At 36.3% G+C, this 21,938-nt stretch carries 15 protein-coding genes; 6 read left to right on the top strand and 9 right to left on the bottom strand.

Going from position 1 to position 21,938, the window contains the following annotated elements:
• Positions 1 to 79: 79 nt before the first annotated feature.
• On the bottom strand, positions 80 to 301 hold the full coding sequence (locus ABDJ41_RS03290; RefSeq protein WP_349784316.1) for a VF530 family protein: 222 nt from the start codon (positions 299 to 301) through the stop codon (positions 80 to 82).
• Positions 302 to 335: 34 nt separating this feature from the next.
• On the opposite strand from ABDJ41_RS03290, the gene ABDJ41_RS03285 reads away from it, so the two are divergent.
• Positions 336 to 971, top strand: coding sequence for a DUF8465 domain-containing protein (locus ABDJ41_RS03285; RefSeq protein ID WP_349784315.1), 636 nt, complete (start codon positions 336 to 338; stop codon positions 969 to 971).
• A gap of 270 nt (positions 972 to 1,241) precedes the next feature.
• On the opposite strand, the gene ABDJ41_RS03280 is transcribed toward ABDJ41_RS03285, so the two are convergent.
• From ABDJ41_RS03280 to ABDJ41_RS03270, 3 genes are all read right to left on the bottom strand, one after another.
• On the bottom strand, positions 1,242 to 3,218 hold the full coding sequence (locus tag ABDJ41_RS03280) for a M1 family metallopeptidase (protein WP_349784314.1): 1,977 nt from the start codon (positions 3,216 to 3,218) through the stop codon (positions 1,242 to 1,244).
• A 71-nt stretch (positions 3,219 to 3,289) separates the two neighbouring features.
• Positions 3,290 to 4,027: a carboxypeptidase-like regulatory domain-containing protein gene (locus ABDJ41_RS03275; RefSeq protein WP_349784313.1), complete on the bottom strand. Its 738-nt coding sequence runs from the start codon at positions 4,025 to 4,027 to the stop codon at positions 3,290 to 3,292.
• A 92-nt stretch (positions 4,028 to 4,119) separates the two neighbouring features.
• Positions 4,120 to 4,467 carry an arsenate reductase gene (locus ABDJ41_RS03270; protein ID WP_349784312.1) on the bottom strand — a complete coding sequence of 116 codons (348 nt, stop codon included), beginning with the start codon at positions 4,465 to 4,467 and terminating at the stop codon, positions 4,120 to 4,122.
• Positions 4,468 to 4,727: 260 nt separating this feature from the next.
• On the opposite strand from ABDJ41_RS03270, the gene ABDJ41_RS03265 reads away from it, so the two are divergent.
• The 3 genes from ABDJ41_RS03265 to ABDJ41_RS03255 are packed head-to-tail and all read left to right on the top strand — an operon-like array spanning position 4,728 to position 10,673.
• The gene (locus ABDJ41_RS03265) at positions 4,728 to 8,219 is read left to right on the top strand and encodes a response regulator (protein ID WP_349784311.1); all 3,492 of its coding nucleotides are present in this window, start codon (positions 4,728 to 4,730) and stop codon (positions 8,217 to 8,219) included.
• Between the two features lie 10 nt (positions 8,220 to 8,229).
• On the top strand, positions 8,230 to 9,054 hold the full coding sequence (locus tag ABDJ41_RS03260; protein WP_349784310.1) for a CheR family methyltransferase: 825 nt from the start codon (positions 8,230 to 8,232) through the stop codon (positions 9,052 to 9,054).
• A gap of 29 nt (positions 9,055 to 9,083) precedes the next feature.
• Entirely contained in the window at positions 9,084 to 10,673 is a 1,590-nt protein-coding gene (locus ABDJ41_RS03255) for a hybrid sensor histidine kinase/response regulator (RefSeq protein ID WP_349784309.1), read from the top strand.
• Here ABDJ41_RS03255 and pth read toward each other — a convergent pair.
• The 3 genes from pth to ABDJ41_RS03240 form a co-directional block, all read right to left on the bottom strand.
• Positions 10,663 to 11,223 (bottom strand): aminoacyl-tRNA hydrolase, encoded by a 561-nt coding sequence (gene pth / locus ABDJ41_RS03250; RefSeq protein WP_349784308.1) that lies wholly within the window; start codon positions 11,221 to 11,223, stop codon positions 10,663 to 10,665. The genes ABDJ41_RS03255 and pth overlap by 11 nt on opposite strands.
• A gap of 96 nt (positions 11,224 to 11,319) precedes the next feature.
• The gene (locus tag ABDJ41_RS03245; protein ID WP_349784307.1) at positions 11,320 to 11,898 is read right to left on the bottom strand and encodes a 50S ribosomal protein L25/general stress protein Ctc; all 579 of its coding nucleotides are present in this window, start codon (positions 11,896 to 11,898) and stop codon (positions 11,320 to 11,322) included.
• A gap of 27 nt (positions 11,899 to 11,925) precedes the next feature.
• Positions 11,926 to 12,867, bottom strand: a complete 942-nt coding sequence (locus ABDJ41_RS03240; RefSeq protein WP_349784306.1) for a ribose-phosphate pyrophosphokinase — start codon at positions 12,865 to 12,867, stop codon at positions 11,926 to 11,928.
• 674 nt (positions 12,868 to 13,541) lie between these two features.
• On the opposite strand from ABDJ41_RS03240, the gene ABDJ41_RS03235 reads away from it, so the two are divergent.
• Together ABDJ41_RS03235 and ABDJ41_RS03230 are read left to right on the top strand one after the other, a co-directional pair.
• Positions 13,542 to 16,568, top strand: coding sequence for a glycosyltransferase family 117 protein (locus tag ABDJ41_RS03235; protein WP_349784305.1), 3,027 nt, complete (start codon positions 13,542 to 13,544; stop codon positions 16,566 to 16,568).
• Positions 16,569 to 16,898: 330 nt separating this feature from the next.
• On the top strand, positions 16,899 to 18,887 hold the full coding sequence (locus ABDJ41_RS03230) for a calcineurin-like phosphoesterase C-terminal domain-containing protein (RefSeq protein WP_349784304.1): 1,989 nt from the start codon (positions 16,899 to 16,901) through the stop codon (positions 18,885 to 18,887).
• Positions 18,888 to 18,985: 98 nt separating this feature from the next.
• Here the strand turns inward: ABDJ41_RS03230 and ABDJ41_RS03225 are convergent, their stop codons facing one another.
• Both ABDJ41_RS03225 and ABDJ41_RS03220 read right to left on the bottom strand, forming a co-directional pair.
• Entirely contained in the window at positions 18,986 to 19,948 is a 963-nt protein-coding gene (locus tag ABDJ41_RS03225; protein ID WP_349784303.1) for an acetyl-CoA carboxylase carboxyltransferase subunit alpha, read from the bottom strand.
• 47 nt (positions 19,949 to 19,995) lie between these two features.
• Complete coding sequence (locus ABDJ41_RS03220) at positions 19,996 to 21,918, bottom strand: alpha-amylase family glycosyl hydrolase (protein ID WP_349784302.1); 1,923 nt, start codon at positions 21,916 to 21,918, stop codon at positions 19,996 to 19,998.
• Positions 21,919 to 21,938: the final 20 nt, after the last annotated feature.

Below are 21,938 nucleotides of genomic sequence, written 5' to 3'. Positions count from 1 at the left end.
ATAAGTACGCTAAAATTATAGTTTCTTTGAGAGGCATCTTATACATAATTTGGATCAGAATTAATTTTCAGCGAGTAAATTAATGAAATGTGTTTAAATATAATCTTTCTACTTTTTTTCGTGCCCAGTCAGTTTTACGTAAAAACTTCAAACTTGAATTCATAGTAGGATTATTATTAAAGCAAGCTATTCGCACCAGTTGCCCTAGCTCCTCCCATCCATAATGCCATACTAATTGTTTCAATATAAATTCCAGCGACTTACCATGCAATGGATTATTCTTCTGTTCTTGTTCGGCCATAGTGCAAAAATAATAAGATTAACTAGATTTGTATATGGATTTAAAACTAGGTGATTTTGTTCGTTTTGTAGACGAAAATATTGAAGGATATATTACCCGAATTATTGATAAGGATACCATTGGCGTAACCGATTCTAATGATTTCGAAATACCGGTTCTAGCTTCAAAAGTTACGCTTGTTCATGGCGACGTACATGATAATGATATCGTAAATACCAAACCGGCCTCTGTTATACCACAGGCTGATTTTAAAAAAGATGGTATTTATCTTGCATTAGTTGCAGATCAGCATAGTGCATCTGTAGCACACTTCAACATCATTAATGAAAGCTCATATCAACTCCTTGCAACTTTCACAACTGAAAGACAAGATGCTTTTAAAGGAGAATTCGCTGGTACCGTTGCTCCAAACTCTACAAAAAGAGTTTATTCTGCCCAATTGGGCGATATTCAGATCTGGCCTAAATTCAGACTTGAAATATTAACCAGCACGACCGCCAATATTGAACCTAAAGCTCCCATTACTTTCTATAAAAGTATTAAAGGAAAAGACCTCTCTGTTGCTAAAGAAGAAATCTCTCTGCTTAAACAAAAGGGATGGGTGATTAAATTGGAGGAACCGGAAGCAATTATCGATGCTGAAAAATTGAAGGCTAGCTTCTTTAAATAATAGTCAAAACTCACCATTCTGTTCTCAGTCTGGAATCTTTTGCCTGCTGCGCTAAAAGGACAAAAGTTCCTATGCCTGCTCACAGAAGGTTCATTTTGCTTCAAGCATGATGCATATAGCATGAGTAATATACATCACACGATATGCATTCCCCTTATCACCATGCTAACAGGAAAATATACCATTCTGTAAACAGGCATAGGCGCTCTTTGCTCCCCTTCAGGAGCCTAAGAGATGCCAGACTGTGAACTAAATGGTATATTTTCCCCTTTATTTTGCTCCCTGTGCTTTCCAGGAATTATTACTAGAATCAACATCCGGTAACACACGCTTTGGATCCAACACGACAGAAACAATCTCCTCATTAGTAGGATAGAACACTGTCCAAATCTTATTCCTCATCCATACATCTACAGAGAGCTTAACGATATCTGTTTTACCATTTTTAGTTTTAACTTCAAGAATAATAGGCATAGGCATCTTTTCGAGATTTGCGACAACAATATTATATCCCGCCTTAGTTCCCCTATTATTTGTTTCATTTACAGCAATAATAGCCTGATCCATTTTCCAGTTCTCTAGAAACCATCCTCTCCAAAACCATGCAAGATCTTCACCAGCCGCATTTTCCATGGAGCGAAAGAAATCAAAAGGGGTAGGATGTTTATAAGCCCACTGCTCAATATAATTTTTAAAAGCATAATCAAACCTATCAGGGCCAAGAATTTCATTCCTTAAAATTTCCATTCCCCATCCTGGTTTATAATATAAGTTTAAACCAATATTTCCCTCAACCATTGCATCAGGGCTTAGCATAATTTGTTCAGCCAGAACCGAACCCATGCGCATAGCTACAGCATGCATATCTGTACGGCCACCATTGTACTCTCCATTATTAAATTCAGTGGTCGAAAGCCCATTAATAAACGTATTTAGACCCTCGTCCAGCCAACCGAACTTACGTTCATTACTACCTACAATCATAGGGAACCAGGTATGACCAAATTCATGATCAATCACACCCCAGGCTGATGCTCCCTTAGCCTTCCATCCACAAAATACAATACCAGGATATTCCATTCCGCCTACGTTACTAGCTATATTTACAGCCATTGGATAAGGATATTCAAACCATTTATTAGAATAATGTTCTACCGAAGCTTTAACATATTCTACCCCTCTACCGTAACTATTCTTACCATTACTCTCAACAGGATGAGCTGATACCGCTATAGATTTCTTGCCGCTGGGAAGATTGATACGAGCCGCATCCAATACAAAAGCTTTGGAAGAAGCCCAAGCCACATCACGTGTATTTTTAATTTTAAACTTCCATGTCAGCTTATCCTTCGCAGGCCTCGACTTAGGATCTGTTACTTCAGACTCTGATCTGATAGCAATAGCTCTATCGCTCTCTTTTGCCTGGTTCCATCGCTTTAGCTGCTCTGCAGTAAAAACCTCTTGTGGGTTTAACAATTCGCCAGATCCCATAACAATATGGTTTGCAGGGGCGGTAACAGAAAAATCTATGTCGCCATACTCACAATAAAACTCTCCTGCTCCCCAATAAGGTAAAGTATTCCAGCCTAATATATCATCATAAACACATAATCTGGGAAACCATTGTGCAATTGCATATATCTCACCATTCTTCGTCGCCAAATGCCCCATCCTATCAGATCCATTTACAGGAATTACGAAAGAGAAGTTCATCTTTATCGTTATAATATCTCCATTAGCTCCCATTGGTTCATTTAGACGAATCTGCATCCTTGTATCTTCAACAAGCGTAGTAAATTTTACAGGCTTCAATTTTTGGGATACAGTAATGTCATCAATCTTATAACCACCATCCAACTTCTCGCCTCTGGAACCATATCTACTATTTCCGGCAATTAATGCATTCCCTCTTGAATTAGTAGAAAATAAATTTTGATCCAACTGTAACCATAAAAAAGGTAAACGATCAGGGCTATTATTTTTATATGTAATAATTACCGTTCCTGAAACGATATTTTTCCCTTCATCCAGATTAGCTGAAATGTTATAATCTGCGCGATTTTGCCAGTATTTAGGCCCTGGGGCACCATTTGCTGAGCGATACTCATTGCCATTTTGGGTATAAAAAACAGGGCCAAATGCCTCGTGAGGATCGTAATTACTTTTTGGAATATCATTTTGCTGTGCAAAACCAGAAAAATTCCAAACAATAAGCACAGCCCATAATAAAGTTAATTTATGAATCATATTAAGTTGTTAATTACAATTTAATAAAGATATAAAATGAAACCGATCTGCCCTTTATTGTAACAGTTTTATTAGTTCGCTTTGAGCTTAGGCATTGATGATATCCTCCTGTCTTCAGGACTTAGTTTAAGCCATGCATGATAAGATTTAACGGTATAATAGGCATAATTAAAGGGTCTTTCACTTTTTACGAGTTCCTCAGGGGGCCTGTATAAAGACATAAAGTTCTTGAGATCATCTCCTCTAAGCTTTACCAGATTTGAAACATAATCCTCAGTAAAAACAGCATTTATTTCAGCTTGATAACGATCACGTTCTTCCAGGAGTCTAATTTTTTCCTGCTGTCTTTTGTATTTCCCATGTCCAAGATTAAACAACAATCCACCCGCCCTGTCATTATTCCCCTTGCCTTGAAGACCATCCGTTGCGACACGGGTATAACGCTTAGCAAAAGGATCTGGAGCTAGTATAGATGGATTTACTTTTGTACTGACAATTTCAACCTCTCTTAAAGTTGTAGAGTTTCCTGGCATAAATACAATCTTGGGATCAAGGTTAATTAAAAACAAGGTATCAGTGTGAAAGCCCGGAGAAGAAAACTCAAGTAAATCACCAATTTTAGCTGGAATTGTAAACTGTCCCGAAGCTTTCGTCGACACTACCTGGCTATTAGCTAAATTCTTAACCATAACATGCTGAAGCGGAAAGCTTTTGTTATCAAAGTCGTAAACTGTTCCGGAAACAGTTGTTTGTCCAACTAATTTAAAGGGCAAAACAATAACCAGAAACAAAAGGAGCTGTTTAATCATAACCAAATATAAAGTTGTTTGGATAGCCAATCTATCATTTAACAAACTTTAACGAGAAAATGTTTGCCATTATGTATCAGCTTATTGTTATATTATTTTAAAGCGTCAGTGTAAGCTTCTTCATTGAAACCAATCAACACTGGTTTGCCTTGAACTTCAATAACCGGACGCTTTATTGCGCTGTTATTTTCAAACAAAATAGCTACTGCAGATTTTTGATCAACAATGCTTTTCTGTAAATCTGGACTTAAGCTTCTCCAGGTAGTTCCTTTTTTGTTTAAAACAACTTCCCATCCAAAAACATCACACCACTGATTCAATTTTTCAATTGTAATACCTTTCTTTTTGAAATCATGAAATTCAGGCTTAAAACCTTTTTCCTCTAACCATACTCTGGCTTTTTTTACTGTGTTGCAATTTGGTATTCCGTATAAGATCATATCCACAAAACTAAAACTTAATTTAGCATTTTTTATAGGATTTCAATACATTTTAAAATTCCGAAAAAAGCTTTAAATTAAGAGTGAATAAAGAATCTACAAATATTTTTTCCACTTTAGAAATACCTCCATATACATGCAATGTTTACAGTAATTAGGCTAACTTTGACAACAATTTTTATTTCTGCAATAAGCTAGTTAAATATAATCGTTAATATTGTTGAATATAACCCTATTGATTTTAATTATCACCCCACGACATGTTTAAACTGACTTTTAAACAACAAGTATTAACAGGCTTTACAGTTTCCTTACTATTTGTCTTCGCTTCTGCTCTAACATCATATTTCAGCATCGACAAGTTAAATAATGACACAAAATGGCAAAGCCATACCTATGATGTCATTAACCACCTAAAAGACATCGAATTCCATGTCTTAAATTCCGAAACAGGCATAAGGGGTTATATAATTGCCGGTAAGCCAGAGTACCTTGGCCCTTACAAAGAAAATGCAGCCAAAATCTTACCTACAATTGAGACACTGAAGGAAGCGATCAGTGAGACTTCTGCACAGAAAGAAATGATAGATTCTCTTAGCTTTTATGCTCATCAAAAAGTTGATGAAATGAAAGAAGTTTTACGCATTTACGATACGGAAGGCCAAACTGCTGCCGGAAAGAGAGTAATGTTTGGTCCAGGACAATTGTTTAAAAACAAAATTCTTGCCTGGAGTGGGAAGATCATCAAAGAAGAAGAAGAGTTACTTATCAAAAGAAAAGAAGAGATTAATAAAAGTAGTTTCCGTAGTGAGCTAGTAGTAGTATTGAGTTCATTTATCATATTTGGTTTAATTGTATTTCTACTATCATATATCAGACGGACTTTTGATCAACAGAAAGAAACCGAAGACCAAATCAGAGATGCTAATATTGAACTTGGAAAGATATCTAGTCAAAACGAGCAAAAAAACTGGCTGCTTTCTGGTGCTACTGTTATTAACGAGGCCATGCGCGGTGAGCAAGAAATTGACGAGCTTGCTAACAATATTATTTCAGGAATTTGCAATTACATCAACGCTCCTACCGGAGGCCTTTACATTGTTAATCCTATTAAAAACACTATAAAATTCGAGGGAGGTTATGCATGGCATAATTCAAAAAACACCCGTCAAGAATATCATTTCGGAGAAAGTCTGGTAGGTCAAACCGCGGCCGAAAAACAACCAAAACTACTTGCACAAGTACCTGTAGACTATATTAAAGTACATTCTGGTTTAGGAGAATCTGTACCAACAAGTATTTACCTGCTCCCTATTGTCTTCGAGGAAAATACAATTGCTGTTATTGAACTGGGCCTGACTAATAAGCCTGATGAATCAGCCTTATTATTTTTAAATACCATTACAGAAAGTATTGGTGTAGGAATAAACAGCGCAATTGCCCGCATAAAACTAAGAGCCCTATTCGAGCAAACCCAACAACAAGCAGAAGAACTGGAAAGCCAGCAAGAAGAGTTACGCACCACCAATGAAGAACTTATTTATAAATCCGAACAGCTTCAGGCTTCGGAAGAAGAACTGAGAGTTCAGCAAGAAGAACTTCGCCAAACCAATGCCGAACTGGAAGAGAAGGCTCAACAGCTTGAAGAACGAAACTTCGCAGTAAACCAGGCCAGGGAAGCAATGAGTTTAAAAGCCGAAGAACTTGAAATTTCAAGCCAATATAAATCGGAGTTCCTTGCAAACATGAGCCATGAGCTAAGGACACCATTAAATAGTATTTTAATCCTTGCTCGTATATTAAAAGAGAACCGCACTGAAAATCTTAATGAGGATCAGATCAAGTATGCAGGTGTGATTCACAATGCGGGAACAGATCTTTTAACATTGATTAATGATATCCTTGATTTATCTAAAATTGAGTCTGGAAAAATTGATTTGTCTATAGAGTCCCTTAAACCTTCAACCATTAAACTGGACATGGATTCTTTGTTTTCGGAACTTGCCAAGAGCAAAAAAATCAATTTCCAGACCACCCTGGATTCTTCTTTGCCAAAACTGGTTTTCACAGATCAACCAAGGTTAGAACAAATTATTAAAAACTTGCTTTCAAATGCTTTCAAATTTACTCCAGAACATGGAGATATCTTGCTAACCATTAATAAAGCAAAACCGGACACATTATTTTTCTCACAACAATTAAAGAACTATGATGGAAACATTATAGCTATACAAGTTAGAGATTCCGGAATTGGTATCTCACCCGATAAACAAAAATTAATATTCGAAGCCTTTCAACAAGCCGATGGTTCAACAAGCAGAAAATACGGTGGTACTGGATTGGGGCTATCTATTAGTAAAGAGCTGGCGCATATACTTGGTGGAGAAATCCAGGTTGAGAGTAAACAAGGTGAAGGAAGTGTATTCACTTTATATATTCCTGAGAAAATAGAGGCCATAGAACATGAAAATCAAGACATTAAAATCGAAGAAGAATATAAAGCAATTACACCTGTCAGTCTTGAGCCTGTATTAACTATACCAAATTCGAGTGAAGGTCAAAAACTACTTATTATAGAAGATGACCTTGTTTTTGCAGATGTACTTAATGACTACGCAATTGAAAAAGGCTTTAAACCTATTCTTGCCCACAGCGGTGATGTAGCTCTTGACATGGCTTTCTCTGAACTACCTGATGCAATTATACTTGACATTATGCTTCCGGTTATGGATGGATGGACAATACTTAAAAAGCTTAAGGCAGACCCAAGAACAAAACACATTCCTGTGCATATGATGTCTGCCGGAAATGAAAAAGAAGCAAAAGCAAAAAAAGAGGGGGCAATAGGTTTCTTGAAAAAGCCTATCCAAAAAGAACAACTTGACGAAGCCTTTGAATTATTAAGTACAGCTTATTCAAAATACAATCTAAATACTGTACTCGTTATTGAAGATCAAGAGCTACAGAGCAATATGCTTACTCAGCAATTGACAGATAGAGATGTGGAAGTAAAACAAGCATTTACAGGTAAAGAAGCTCTGTCACTATTGGATGATTATGACTTCGACTGTATTATTCTTGACCTAAAGTTACCGGATATTTCTGGGTTTGAACTTCTGGACACTATAAAGGCTATCCCTGCATTAACACATATTCCTGTAATCATCAATACGGCAATGGAACTTGACCAGGAAAAGATGGCACATATCATGAAGCATACAGAAGCCATGGTGTTAAAATCTAATAAGTCTAACGACAGACTTATGGATGAAGTTAGCCTGTTTATGAACAAGCTAAAGAATCATAACTCTACTCCAATATATCCACCTTCAATTAGCTCAGGTACTAACCATAAGTCTTCCTCTACTATGGAGAAGGTACTAAAGGATAAAACGATTTTAATCACCGATGATGATATGCGTAATATTTTTGCTTTATCAAGTGCATTGCAAGAATATGATTTAAAAATAGTAATTGCTAATAATGGTCGTGAAGCCATTAACCGACTAGAGGAATCTACCCAGATTGATCTTGTATTAATGGACATCATGATGCCAGAAATGGATGGCTACGAAGCTATGAGGGCTATCAGAAGTAAAAAGGAATTTACCAAGCTTCCTATTATCGCCTTAACGGCCAAAGCCATGAAAAACGATAGAGAAAAGTGCATTGATGCTGGTGCAAATGACTATATATCTAAACCAGTAGACATTGATAAATTACTATCTATGTTAAGAGTTTGGTTAAGCTAGACTTGAAACTATGCATAAAGAACACGAAACTATATCTTACGAAGAACTGAATAGTCTTGTAGCATTTATCAAGAATGTTCATGGCTTTGACTTTGCTGATTATTCGGCTGCCTCATTAAAGCGAAGGGTTAGTAGAATAATGGAACTGCAAAAGCTCAGCTTGTTTGATCTCCGCACTTTATTAACCAATGACGAAGCATACTTTGAATTATTTCTAATTGAAGTTACTGTAAATGTGACTGAGATGTTTAGAGACCCATCTTTTTATAAATCTGTAGCCACCAATATTATTCCATATCTGAAATCCTATCAACGCATAAAGGTATGGAATGCAGGCTGTTCTACCGGTGAGGAACTTTACTCATTTGCAATACTATTTTCTGAAGAGAATTTATACGACAGGTGTTTTTTTTATGGGACTGATATCAATGCAGAAGTATTAGAACATGCAAAAAATGGGATATACAACCTGCAAAAAATGAAGCAATACTCTGAAAACTTTCAGAAGACTGGAACAACAAATACATTATCTAATTATTATACTGCAAAATATGATGCAGCCTCAATTAATTATTCGCTAAAAAAAAATATTCTTTTTTCTATTCACAATTTGGCATCTGATTCCGTTTTTAATGAATTCCAGGTTATCTCCTGTCGTAATGTCCTTATTTACTTTAACACTGATCTACAAAAAAGGGTGATTGAACTGTTTTATAACAGCCTAGCCAATTTTGGCTTTTTGTGTCTTGGTTCAAAAGAAACATTGAGAAGTACTGAACTGGGCCGTTTTAAAATAATAGATAAAAAAAATAACATTTACCAAAAAATTGCCTAGCGCTAAAAATCTCCCTAAGAATTCAAAAAATGGAAAAAATAAATATATTAATCGTTGATGATATACCTGAAAATATTATCGCACTTGAAGCTTTACTACAAAGAGACGACATTAATATTATAACGACTACTAACCCTAATGAAGCCTTAAGGATATCTTGGGAAATGGATATTGCAATTGCAATGATTGATGTTCAGATGCCAGAAATGGATGGTTTTGAACTGGTGGAAATCCTAAAAAGTAATCCAAGGACTAAAGAAATATTGATCATATTTGTTACTGCTATTTCTAAAGAGACAAAATATGCTGTTAAAGGATTAAATACAGGAGCAGTTGACTATCTATATAAACCGCTTGATCCCTATATCACATCAGCAAAAGTTGATTCTTTTATACAATTTGTCAGACATAAACGAGAAATACAAAAAAAGAACCAGGAGCTTGAAGCTTATCAGAAAGAATTAATTAAAGCCAAAGATCTGGCCGAACAGGGCAAACGAATTAAAGAAAACTTCCTTGCCAATATGAGTCACGAAATCCGCACTCCTATTAACGGCATCATTGGCATTTCACAACTTTTAAAGAAAAGTAATCTTACAGAGCAACAACATGAGATGGTTAACCTATTAGAGATATCATCCAACTCTTTACTTGGTGTAATCAATGATGTGCTTGATTTATCAAAAATAGAATCGGGCAAGTTTAAAATCAACCGTACTCCTACTGATCTCTCAAAGATATGTAATGATGTAATTGATCTTTTACGTATCTCTTCTATTGAAAAGAAACTTGAATTAATTATAAAGCTTGACCCTGAATTGCCTGATACCGTTATTGCAGATTCTCTACGCCTAAACCAGGTATTGATGAACCTTATAGGAAATGCAATTAAATTTACTCATAAGGGTAGTGTAACCTTAAGTGTAGAGGTGCTAGACACAAAAGGGAACAATGTACAGATTAAATTTTCTGTTATTGATACTGGAATTGGAATAGCCAAAGAAAATATTGATAAAATTTTCGAGACATTTGAACAAGCGGATGAACAAACCACTATTAAATTTGGCGGAACAGGTCTGGGCCTTGCCATTGTAAAAAACCTTGCTAAACTTAAAGGAGGAACGCTGGAAGTACAGAGTGAAGAATTTATAGGCAGTACATTTTCTTTCACAAACTGGTACGAAATAGTTAAAGAAATAAAAGTCACTAAAAAGATGAATGAAGAACAACTTCTCCCATTTAATAATGCCAAAGTACTTGTTGCGGAAGACAATCCTGTTAATAAATTCCTGATTGAAAAAATACTTAAAAGCTGGAATGTAAATTTTGATATGGTTGAGAATGGTAAAGAAGCAATAGAAAAACTCAGGGATAATGACTACCACCTTATTTTAATGGATACATTTATGCCCATCATGAATGGCCTTGAAGCTATTAAATTGATAAGAGAAGGCTATGCAATTGGAAAAGAAAAAATTCCTATAATCACATTTTCCGCTGCTGTAATGGAAACGGATAAAGAGACAGCAATAGCAGCTGGTGCTAATGATGTAATCAGTAAGCCATTTGAAGCAGCTGTTCTTCACAAAAAAATAAAGGAGTATGTGACTATTGATTAAAAGCGGTCATGGTTTTAGCGGGACCAATAGTTACGAAGCTTTTAATTAGTTCTACACTTTTATCAATCAATGCAGGTAATTCTGGCCACTCATCTTTATCAAAAGGAGAAAGGACATAGTCCGCCTGTTGTCCCCTGCCAAAATTATCGCTGATACCAAAACGTAGTCGGGGGTAACCTTGTCCGCCACAAAGGCCTTCAATACTTTTTAACCCGTTGTGTCCGGCACTGCTCCCCTGTAATTTCAAACGTAATTTACCCAGAGGTAAAGCCAGGTCATCTACTATTACCAATACGTTTTCTATTGGAATACGCAGTTCCTGCATGTAATAGTTTACAGACTTCCCACTTAAATTCATATAAGTAGTAGGCTTAATCACATGAATCTTACGTCCCTTAAAACCAACCTCAGCATAATAAGCCAAACGGGTATTAGTAAATTTACCTTCCAGCTGATTTACCAGTTCATCTGCTATCATAAAGCCAATATTATGACGCGTATATGCATATTCTGGCCCTATATTTCCTAAACCAACAACTAAGTATTTCATTTCTTCAAATATAATATATAAATCGTTGTTACAACAAGTATATAAAAAAAGCAGTACCGACGTGGTACTGCTTTTTATTTAGCCTGTTAAATAGAATTATTTTTTACCAGCTGCTTGTTCTGCTTGTTTTAGAGCTCTTGACATACCAACTGAAACGACTGTATCTTCACCAGTGTTGGTAATGAAATAATCGCCTTTTGCAAGATCACGTACGCGGATAGAGTTACCAACTTCCATTTTAGCGATACTTACTTCGATTGTTTGAGGCATGTTTGTAGGTAATGCTTTAACACGAAGCTTACGTAATTTCTGAACTAATTTACCCCCCATTTTAACACCTGGAGAAGTTCCTGTTAATTTAACAGGGATTTCCATTAAAATCTCTTTGTCATCAAATAACTGAAGAAAATCTACGTGTAACAACACGTCTGTTAATGGATGAAATTGTAAATCCTTAATGATAGCTTTAGTTTTAGTACCATTGATTTCAATTTCTACGAAGTTCGCTTCCGGAGTATAAATAGCTTCCTTTAAATCAGTGATTAATACTGCAAAGTGAATTTGCTCTTTACCACCATACAATACTGCAGGAGCCTTACCTTCGTAACGAAGCTCTTTAGCATCGCGTTTCCCTACGTTCTCTCTTGGAGAACCGCTAATTGCGATTGTTTTCATTTTATATATATTTAATTGTTAAAATTATTAAACGTTAAACAGGTCACTGATAGAGCCATGTTCATTTACATTGGCAATAGCCTTAGCAAACAACGGAGCCGTACTCAACACCCTTATTTTAGGACTTTTTTGTTTCAATGGAATCGTATCAGTAACAATCAATTCAGTTAACATTGAATTCTCAACGGTTTCATACGCCTTTCCCGACAATACAGGATGGGTACAAACCGCTCTTACACTATTGGCCCCATTTTCCATAATTAAAGCAGCAGCTTTAGCAAGGGTACCTGCAGTATCGCAAATGTCATCAATCAACACAACATCTTGTCCCACTACATCCCCAATAATAGACATTGATTCTATTTCATTTGCACGTTTACGTCTCTTATCACAGATAACTACCTCTGCATTAAAAAATTTAGCAAAAGTACGAGCGCGATAAGAACCACCCATATCTGGTGATGCAATAATTAAATTATCCAGTCCCAGACTTTTAATATAAGGAACAAAGATGATAGATCCGTCCAGATGGTCAACAGGAATATCAAAAAAACCTTGAATCTGAGCAGCGTGCAAATCCATGGTCATGATTCTGTGAATACCCGCAGATCTTAATAAGTTGGCAACCAATTTTGCACCTATTGCAACTCGTGGCTTATCCTTCCTGTCCTGTCTTGCCAATCCATAGTAAGGAACTACCGCAGTAATATAATGTGCTGAAGCTCTTTTAGCTGCATCAACCATCAGTAATAATTCCATTAAATTGTCAGAAGGCTGATAAGTAGACTGGATGATAAAAACATCACAACCACGTACCGTTTCGTTATAAGAAGGCTGAAACTCCCCGTCGCTAAACTTATTTAAAGTTACATCGCCAAGTGGTCTGCCGTAATGTTCGGCAATTTTTATTGCTAACTCTTTAGTACCTGTTCCGGCGAAAAGTTTAACTGGGTTAAATTGCAAAGGCATGATTAAAGGGGATCAATGCTGGTTAAATAAAAATCGGATTGTGAAACAAACCACAATCCGAATAATGTTTTGTTGTCCGACCTGGATTCGAACCAAGACAAACGGTACCAAAAACCGTTGTACTACCCTTATACTATCGGACAATCTTTCCTTTTTAAAACTCCTTTCGAGAAAGGGTTGCTTTGAAATGGAATGCAAATGTAAGCAGATTTTTCTTTAATGCAAGAGCTGAATTAAAAATTTTTGAAATAATTTCGAATAAATTCCTACCTTCTAAAATAACTCCCTATAAATGAATGGATTGTTTTCTGCATTATTTTTATAAAAAAATCAAACAAATCTCCGAAATCAGAATTCATATCTTATTTAACACCTCAATTAATAAAATAAATGGTTCTTGTATTTTAATTTGATGAACGGGATGTAATAAATTGGGAATAATCAAAGAATGATTTAAGAATAAATAAGTAGTTGCTTATTCCCTATTTATTCCTTAGATATTACTAACTCATTATATTAGGCAGAGCCATTGCGATCTAAAGCTTGCAGAGCTAATACTAATGATAAAAAATGTTAAACTCATTGTTTGATTGCGCTAGTATCAATCTATTTCTTTATTTTCGGCTGCATTTTATTCGCCTAATGGCGTATATATTTAACTATTCAATAAAGAAATGAATTATTCGAAAATTAATAATCTTACAGGCTGGTTTTGCTTTTTAATCGCAGCTGTAACTTACATCTTAACCTTAGAACCCTCTGTAAGTTTTTGGGATTGTGGTGAATTTATTGCTTCCGCTTTAAAAATGCAGGTTGTACACCAACCTGGTGCGCCACTATTTTTAATGATTCAGCGCTTCTTTTCTCTTTTCGCTTTTGGTGACGCAGAGAAAGTAGCTTACTTCATGAATGTTGGATCTGCAATGGCAAGTGCTGCAACAATCTTATTCTTGTTCTGGACCATAACAGCTCTAGCTAAAAAAGTTCTGGTTAAGGAAAATGAAGAAATATCTAAAGGAAACTTAATTGCAATAATGGGCGCAGGTGCTGTTGGTGCTTTAGCTTATACTTTCTCAGATAGTTTCTGGTTCTCAGCTGTAGAATCTGAAGTATACGCATTGTCTTCTTTATTTACAGCTATCGTTTTCTGGGGAATCCTGAAATGGGAAGCAAAAGCCAACGAAACAGGTGCAGATAAATGGCTACTTTTCATAGCTTATATTATGGGCTTATCAATAGGTATTCACTTATTGAACCTACTAACCATCCCAGCAATTGCTTTTGTTTATTATTTCAAGAAAACAGAAAAGCCTACTACTGCCGGTATGATTAAAACTGGTATTATCGGCATCCTTATACTTGCAGTAATCCAATATGGCATTATACAATACCTGGTATCATTTGGTGCATATTTCGACCTGTTCTTTGTAAATACATTAGGAATGGGCTTTGGCTCTGGAGTAATCGTATTTGCAATACTGGTAATCGCTGCCTTAGTTTATGGGATCCGCTATTCTATCAAACACCAAAAAAGAGTTTTAAACCTGGCTTTACTTTCAACTGTACTCATCATATTCGGTTATTGCTCATTTGCTATGATTATTATCCGTGCAAAAGCCGACCCGAACCTTAACAACAGTGACCCTGATAACGCATTCTCATTCCTTAGTTATTTAAACAGGGAGCAATATGGAGACAGACCTTTGTTATTCGGCCCTAACTATAATTCGCAAAAAGTTAACCTTACTCAAGGAAAAACACTATATAGAAAAGGTGATGATAAATATGAAGTAGCTGGCAAAAAGACGGACTATGAGTATGATAAAACTACACCTTTCCCAAGAATGTATAGTGATGATGGTCGACACGTTGGCTATTATAAAGACATGATGGGTTTTGATGACAGTCACTTCCCCGGTCTTTTTGACAACATCAGCTTTCTATTTAAATACCAGATTGGACAAATGTATATGCGTTACTTTATGTGGAACTTTGTTGGTCGTCAAAATGATGATCAAGGTCAGGGAAGTTTATATGAAGGTCAATGGTTAAGCGGAATTAAACCAATTGATGCTATTATGCTTGGTGATCAGACGAACCTCCCTCCCTCTATTGTAGACAGCAATTCCTATAATCGTTTCTTCTTCCTTCCTCTTATACTGGGGCTAATGGGTGCCATCTGGCAATTTAGCCGCAGCCAAAAGGATGCTGGAACAGTAGCCTTATTATTCTTCTTTACAGGTTTAGCCATTGTGCTTTACCTGAATCAGAAACCGATGGAACCACGTGAAAGAGATTATGCATATGTAGGATCATTCTATGCCTTTGCCATTTGGATAGGACTCAGCGTACTGGCTATTCGAGAGTGGGTATTTAAAAAGCTTACTCCTGCAAATGGGGCGATTTTAGCTACTGCGACAGGTTTATTAGCCGCCCCTGTACTTATGGCCGCCCAAGGATGGGATGATCACGATAGATCAACCAAAATGGTGGCTCATGATATTGCAGTCGATTACTTACAATCCTGCGCACCTAATGCCATTCTCTTTACTTATGGTGACAACGATACCTACCCATTATGGTATGCACAAGAAGTTGAGAATATCAGACCAGATATTAAACTTGTTAACTTAAGTTTATTTGACACCGATTGGTATATCAACGGACTAAAACGTGTTACTAATGAATCTGCTGCATTGCCAATCTCAATGAAACCCTCGCAATATGTTCAAGGTGTTAGAGATGTCATGTACTACCAGGATTATAAAATTGCAGGCTCTGTAGAATTAAGCAATATCCTTGCTATTCTTTTATCTGAAGATCCTGAAGATAAACTTCCATTACAAGATGGCAGCAGAGAGAATTTCATTCCTACAAAGAATTTTAAGCTTACTGTAAATAAAGCTGATGTAATTAAAAACGGTGTAATAAGTGCTGCTGATTCAAGTAAAATTGCACCAGCACTGGAATGGAGCTTTAATAAGAATTATGTAACCAAAGGCACTTTGGCATTCTTTGATATCCTGGTACACAACAACTGGGAAAGACCAATTTATTTTGCCAGCACAGTTCCATCAGACCAATACAACGGCCTTGACAATTATTTATATAATGAAGGGCTTGCTTTACGTTTACTTCCTTTAAAAGCTGACACATCAGCCCAAAAAGCTGAACTGATCAACACCCCTGTTCTTTACAAAAATGTAATGGATAAGTTCGTTTGGGGTAATGTTAAAAATGCAAAATATCTGGACCCACAATCTGCTGACGACATTTCTATTTTCACCAACATCTTCAACAATACCATTTCCGGATTAATCAGAGAAAACAGAGCTGAAGATGCTAAAAAAGTTGTAAACAGATACTTCGAAGTAATGCCTGATAAATTCTATGGCATGCGTTCTATGATGGGCACATATTTTATGGCCGAAAACCTTTATTTACTTGGTGATGCCAAGAGAGCAAATACTTTAATAGAAAAATCTGCTGCTTATATCCAAAAAGAGCTGACTTATCTTGCTGACGTTTCTGCCAGTAAACGTAAGTTTGTTGGCGGACAAAATGTTCAATTGGGATTATCATTCCTGCATCAAATGTCTAAAACAGCAGAACAGAACCAACAAGCAAAGCTTAGCCAAAGTCTGACAAGTCAATTTGAAGGTTTGGAATCGAGATTTGCGGCCTACTTCTCGCAACAATAAAATATATAATAAATTATTTCGCGCTGATAAACTATCCCTATATGGTGTTAAGTTTATCAGCGTTTTTTTTGTGTCTTATTTTAATCAATCGTCTTATAGCTGGTGAAGAAACAGTACAACTTTTTTGAACAAAAGGAAGAAACGAAAGCTTAATTAAGAAAAAATCTCAAAAAAGAAAACGATAGAAAACTTCTTTTTGTTTCATTTTAATTATTTTTTATTATTTTCACTTTCAATTTATTACTTGCAAAATCCATAACTCTTCGTTTAATTGTTTAACTGGATTTTCGCTACTCAAAACAAAAAGCCAATTAAATAAACGAACTAAGTATGGAAAAAATCAAACATCCTCCTTTCACAAAAGCGGCCATTATCCTTCTGTTTCTTTCAATCCTGGCAATTGGATGCTCAAAAAGTAAAGTAGATCCAGACCAACCCGAGCCAGAGCCTTCAACCTCCGGGATTAAAATAACAGAAATAGCGGTTCCTACATCAATAACAACTGATTATAAAACAGAAATAAAGATCTCAGGAAAAGGGTTTGCTCAAGGTGATGAAATCATGTTAACTTCAACAAAAGATTTATCCCTGATTTACAATTCAACAGTAAAACAGGTATCGGCAGATGGCATTACTTTTATTATACCGAATGATTTTCCAGAAGGAAGTTACAAACTAACTGTAAAGCGTAAAGGCGACTATCTTTACCTGGCTAGTACAACTATTGATATTATTTTTAATGCAAATATTCCAGATAAAACAGGAATGACAATTAAAGGTGTAATTCATGCACAAGGTGTAGGAATTGCAAATGTGGTCGTTTCTGATGGAGTGGAGGTTACTAAAACTGACAGTGAGGGCATCTATTATCTCCCTTCTAAAAAAGAGAACCAGTATGTTTTTGTTTCTATTCCAGGAAACTATGAAGTAGATAATAACGGAAGTGCACCATTGTTTTATAAGACATTAACTAAATCTGCAAACCAGGTTGAAGTAAGAGACTTTAAACTAACGCCTGTAGACAACAACAAACATGTTGTTCTGGCTATGGCCGACCTTCACCTTGCGAATAGGAATGATGACATTTCTCAGTTCGAAAAGGGGTTTATACCAGATGTAAATGGTGTAATTCAATCTTATAAAAGTAGTGGTACTAAAGTGTATGGACTAACATTAGGCGACTTAACATGGGACTTATATTGGTATTCAAATAGTTACTTTCTATCTGATTATGTTAAACAAATGAATAAAATCAATGCTCCGGTATTTAATGTTATCGGCAATCATGATAATGATCCATATGTCGCAAACGATTTGTTATCTGAGGGTGCATACAGAAATATTATCGGCCCCACCTATTACTCTTTTAATTTAGGCAAGGTTCATTATATTGTTTTAGACAATGTGGAATATCTCAATGCCGGAGGTGCATTTGGCGCAGTAGGTGCAAGAGATTATAAAGGAAAAATCACAACGAATCAGATAGAATGGCTAAAGAAAGACCTGGCTATGATCGAAGATAAATCTACCCCTATTATTGTAGGAATGCACATTCAATTAAACAACAACCCAACATTAAGTGCCGGAAAACCTATTTCTACTGCAAGACTGGACAACTCTACAGAATTTAAAACTGCATTTACAGAGTTTTCCAATGTCAACATATTAACAGGACATACTCATATTAACTATGCAGTAGATAATGCCACAGGTTCATTTATGGAACATAATTTAGCAGCAGTATGCGCTACCTGGTGGTGGACTGGAAGAAACGGTTATGCAGGAAACCACATTGCCAAAGATGGTAGTCCAGGTGGTTATGCAATCTGGGAATTCAATAATAAAGATGTAAAGTGGCAGTATAAAGGAATTGGGGAAAGTAGAGACTACCAATTCAGGGCTTATGATTTAAACAAAACGCATATAACAGCCGCTGCATTTGCTCCAGCATCAACAGATACAAAATTGAACCCTTATACTAGAGGTTATGGAACAGCAAACAACAACAATGAAATATTGATAAACGTTTGGGGTTATGATGAAAAATGGAAAGTTGAGGTTACAGAGAATGGGGCTCCTTTAAATGTTACCAGAGTTTCTGCCTATGATCCGCTACATATTATATCTTACGAGGCTAAACGTCTAAATGTAGATGCCGTACCAACAGAAGACTTTGTCTCAACGGCAACAGTGCACATGTTTAAAGCTAAGGCCAGTAATGCAACTAACACCTTACAGATTAAGGTTACCGATAGATTTGGCAAGGTTTATACGGAAAATATGATAAGACCCAAAGTATTAACCTACTTAATGAAGTAGTCATTGCAAAAAGAGCTAATTAAATAAAACAGCCTGTATCATGATGAATGATACAGGCTGTTTTATTTAGATACGACCAGAATAGGCCGACAACTATTTTATTCGTTAACGACTCCCATTGCACAGAATTTTTCAATTCTTGCAGCAATCATTTTTTCCGTTTTTTCCTTTTTAAGTACTTTAAGATCTGCTATGATCTGAGCTTTCACAGTCTGCGCCATCAGTTCCGGATTCTGATGTGCCCCCCCTAGAGGCTCCTTAATGATACCATCAATAAGTTTATTCTTAAACATATCATCAGATGTTAGCTTTAAGCACTCTGCCGCACGCTCCTTATAATCCCAGCTGCGCCATAAGATTGACGAGCAAGACTCTGGAGAGATTACGGAATACCAGGTATGTTCCAGCATATATACTTTATCACCAATACCAATTCCCAATGCACCACCTGATGCACCCTCACCTACTACAAAGCAGATGATTGGAACTTTTAATACCGACATTTCAAGTAAGTTACGCGCAATGGCTTCACCTTGACCACGCTCTTCAGCCTCAAGCCCTGGGTAAGCACCCATAGTATCAATAAAAGAAATCACAGGCTTATTGAACTTCTCAGCCAAACGCATCAAACGTAAAGCTTTACGGTAACCTTCCGGATTAGCCATACCAAAATTACGGTATTGTCTTTCCTTCGTATTTTTACCTTTCTGATGTCCAATAACCATTACAGTTTCGCCATTAATTGTAGCAAAACCACCAATAATAGCTTTATCGTCCTTAACTGTTCTATCACCATGCATCTCGATGAAATCATCGCAAATCATGCTGATATAATCCAACGTCTGTGGCCTTTCAGCATGACGGGACATTTGAACTTTCTGCCAACCTGTAAGATTGTTATATAATGTTTGCTGTGTAGCGTCTAGTTTTCCTTCAAGCTCTGTTAAGGTAGCAGACATATCTACTTTGGTTTTTTCGGCAACTTGCTTAACCTTTTCTATTTGTTGTTCTAACTCAACAATAGGTTTTTCAAAATCGAATGATGTTTTTATCTGTTCCATAATCGGGCTGTAAAAATAGACATTTTATTTTAAAAACGTTATTTATTTCAACCACCGTTGAGTGGCTTACGACTGTATACATGGTACTCCCCCGCAGCAAGCGTTTTGTTATAGATCGCAGTACCTAGCGTGATTGTTCCTCCACTTAGTACATCGTACCATAATCCTGATGTGCCAAAATCAATACTAGCATCTTTATCCGTTACATCAAAATTACCGACTACCATTACAGTATTGGAACCTTCAACCAACTTCACATATTTGATACCACCAGATAAATTATAACTTGCATTTGTAGCATTAAAAATAGCATTCTTCTTTTTCAATCCCATTAGCTTTGCATAAGTATCATATAAAGCTTTACGCTCAGTTTGTTGAAAATACTCCCAATGGATAGGTTTATTACCCGTCCGTCCATTATAATTTATACTGATATCATATCCAAGTTCTTCAAACTGCCAGATCATTTTTGGCCCAGGAACAGCAAATAGAAAAGCCGCCGCCATTTCCTCACGCTTTAAAGCTGTAGCCAGATTTTTCACACTATAAGAAGCGGTCACATTTCCATAATTCAAGTTTTTATACATGGTACGTTCTTCATCGTGGCTTTCAATAAAATTGATCAGGTTTTCTGATCTGGCGAAACCATGACGGGCAAAAAAAGCCCAGGAGAAATCAGAGTTACTAACCCAGCCCATAGTTGCCTCGTTCATATTTACATTCAGACCATTCCAAAGCATCATACCTGCATCAGCCAATATTTTCTCTTCCGCGGCATCGGCAAAGTGTTCCAATATCACGTAAAAATTATTAGCATCAATACTTTTAATATGATTATTGTAATCATTCCAGATTGCAACCCTGCTTGCATCATAAGCACTAAAAGAGGCATCGTCTGTTGATACCTTTTGTGTAAAACCTTTCGACAAATCGAAGCGAAAACCATCAATCTTATACTCTTGCATCCAAAACTTCATGACATTTTTGGCAAATATTTTTGTGGCAGTACTTTCATGATTAAAGTCGTAGCCCACATTATATGGATGAGTATCAGACCGGGTATTAAACCATGGACTAATAGCAAGAGGCTTACCCGAAGGTTGATCAAAATAAAGTTGAACCATGGGCGACTGTCCGAATGAATGGTTCAACACCATATCCAAAATCACTGCAATCCCTTTACCATGGCATTCATCTATAAAATTTTGCAGTGCTGCTTTTGTACCATAATACTTATCCGGCGCAAAGTAAAAAGAAGGATTATAACCCCAGCTTAAATTTCCTTCAAACTCATTTACCGGCATAAGTTCAATAGCATTAATACCTAATCCTACCAGATAATCAAGCTTCTGCAAGGTTGATGCATAATTATGTTCTGCTGTGAAATCTCTAATCAACAACTCATAAATGACCAGGTCATTTTTTGCAGGTCTGGTAAACCCTGAAGTATGCTTCCAGTTATAAGCTGATCTATTGCCTTGCATAACGCTTACAATTCCAGTGGTCTTACCAGTCGGATATGCTTTTAATCCCGGATAAGTTGAAGCATCTATATAACTATCATTAGCAGGATCAAGTATTTTTTCACAATATGGATCCGCAATTTTTAAGCTTCCATCAACTAAAAATTGATATGCATATTCTGTATCAGGATTCAGATTATCCACCTGTATCCACCATATGTTACCATCACTTGTATTCTTCATGGCGGTGGCTTGCCAATTGTTAAACTCTGCAATTATGTCTACCGATTTTTTATATGGTGCATATAACGTAATAATTGCTGATGTACCATTATTAATAAACACTACACCATCTTTTGCAGCAGTAGGTAAAGGAACAACTGGGTCGACAGGAGGTATTGGAATAACTGGAACTACTGGCCCAGTAGACTCTGGTGTAACTTTTCCTTTTTTGCATGCAGTGGCTAATACCGATAAAATCAGTACCAATAGATAAAATCTTTTCATGGTTTTCTTGATTTAGTATT

The sequence above is a fragment of the Pedobacter sp. ASV1-7 genome, from assembly GCF_040203335.1.
Taxonomy (GTDB): Bacteria; Bacteroidota; Bacteroidia; order Sphingobacteriales; family Sphingobacteriaceae; genus Pedobacter.
This window is presented reverse-complemented; position numbering and strand designations above follow the sequence as displayed.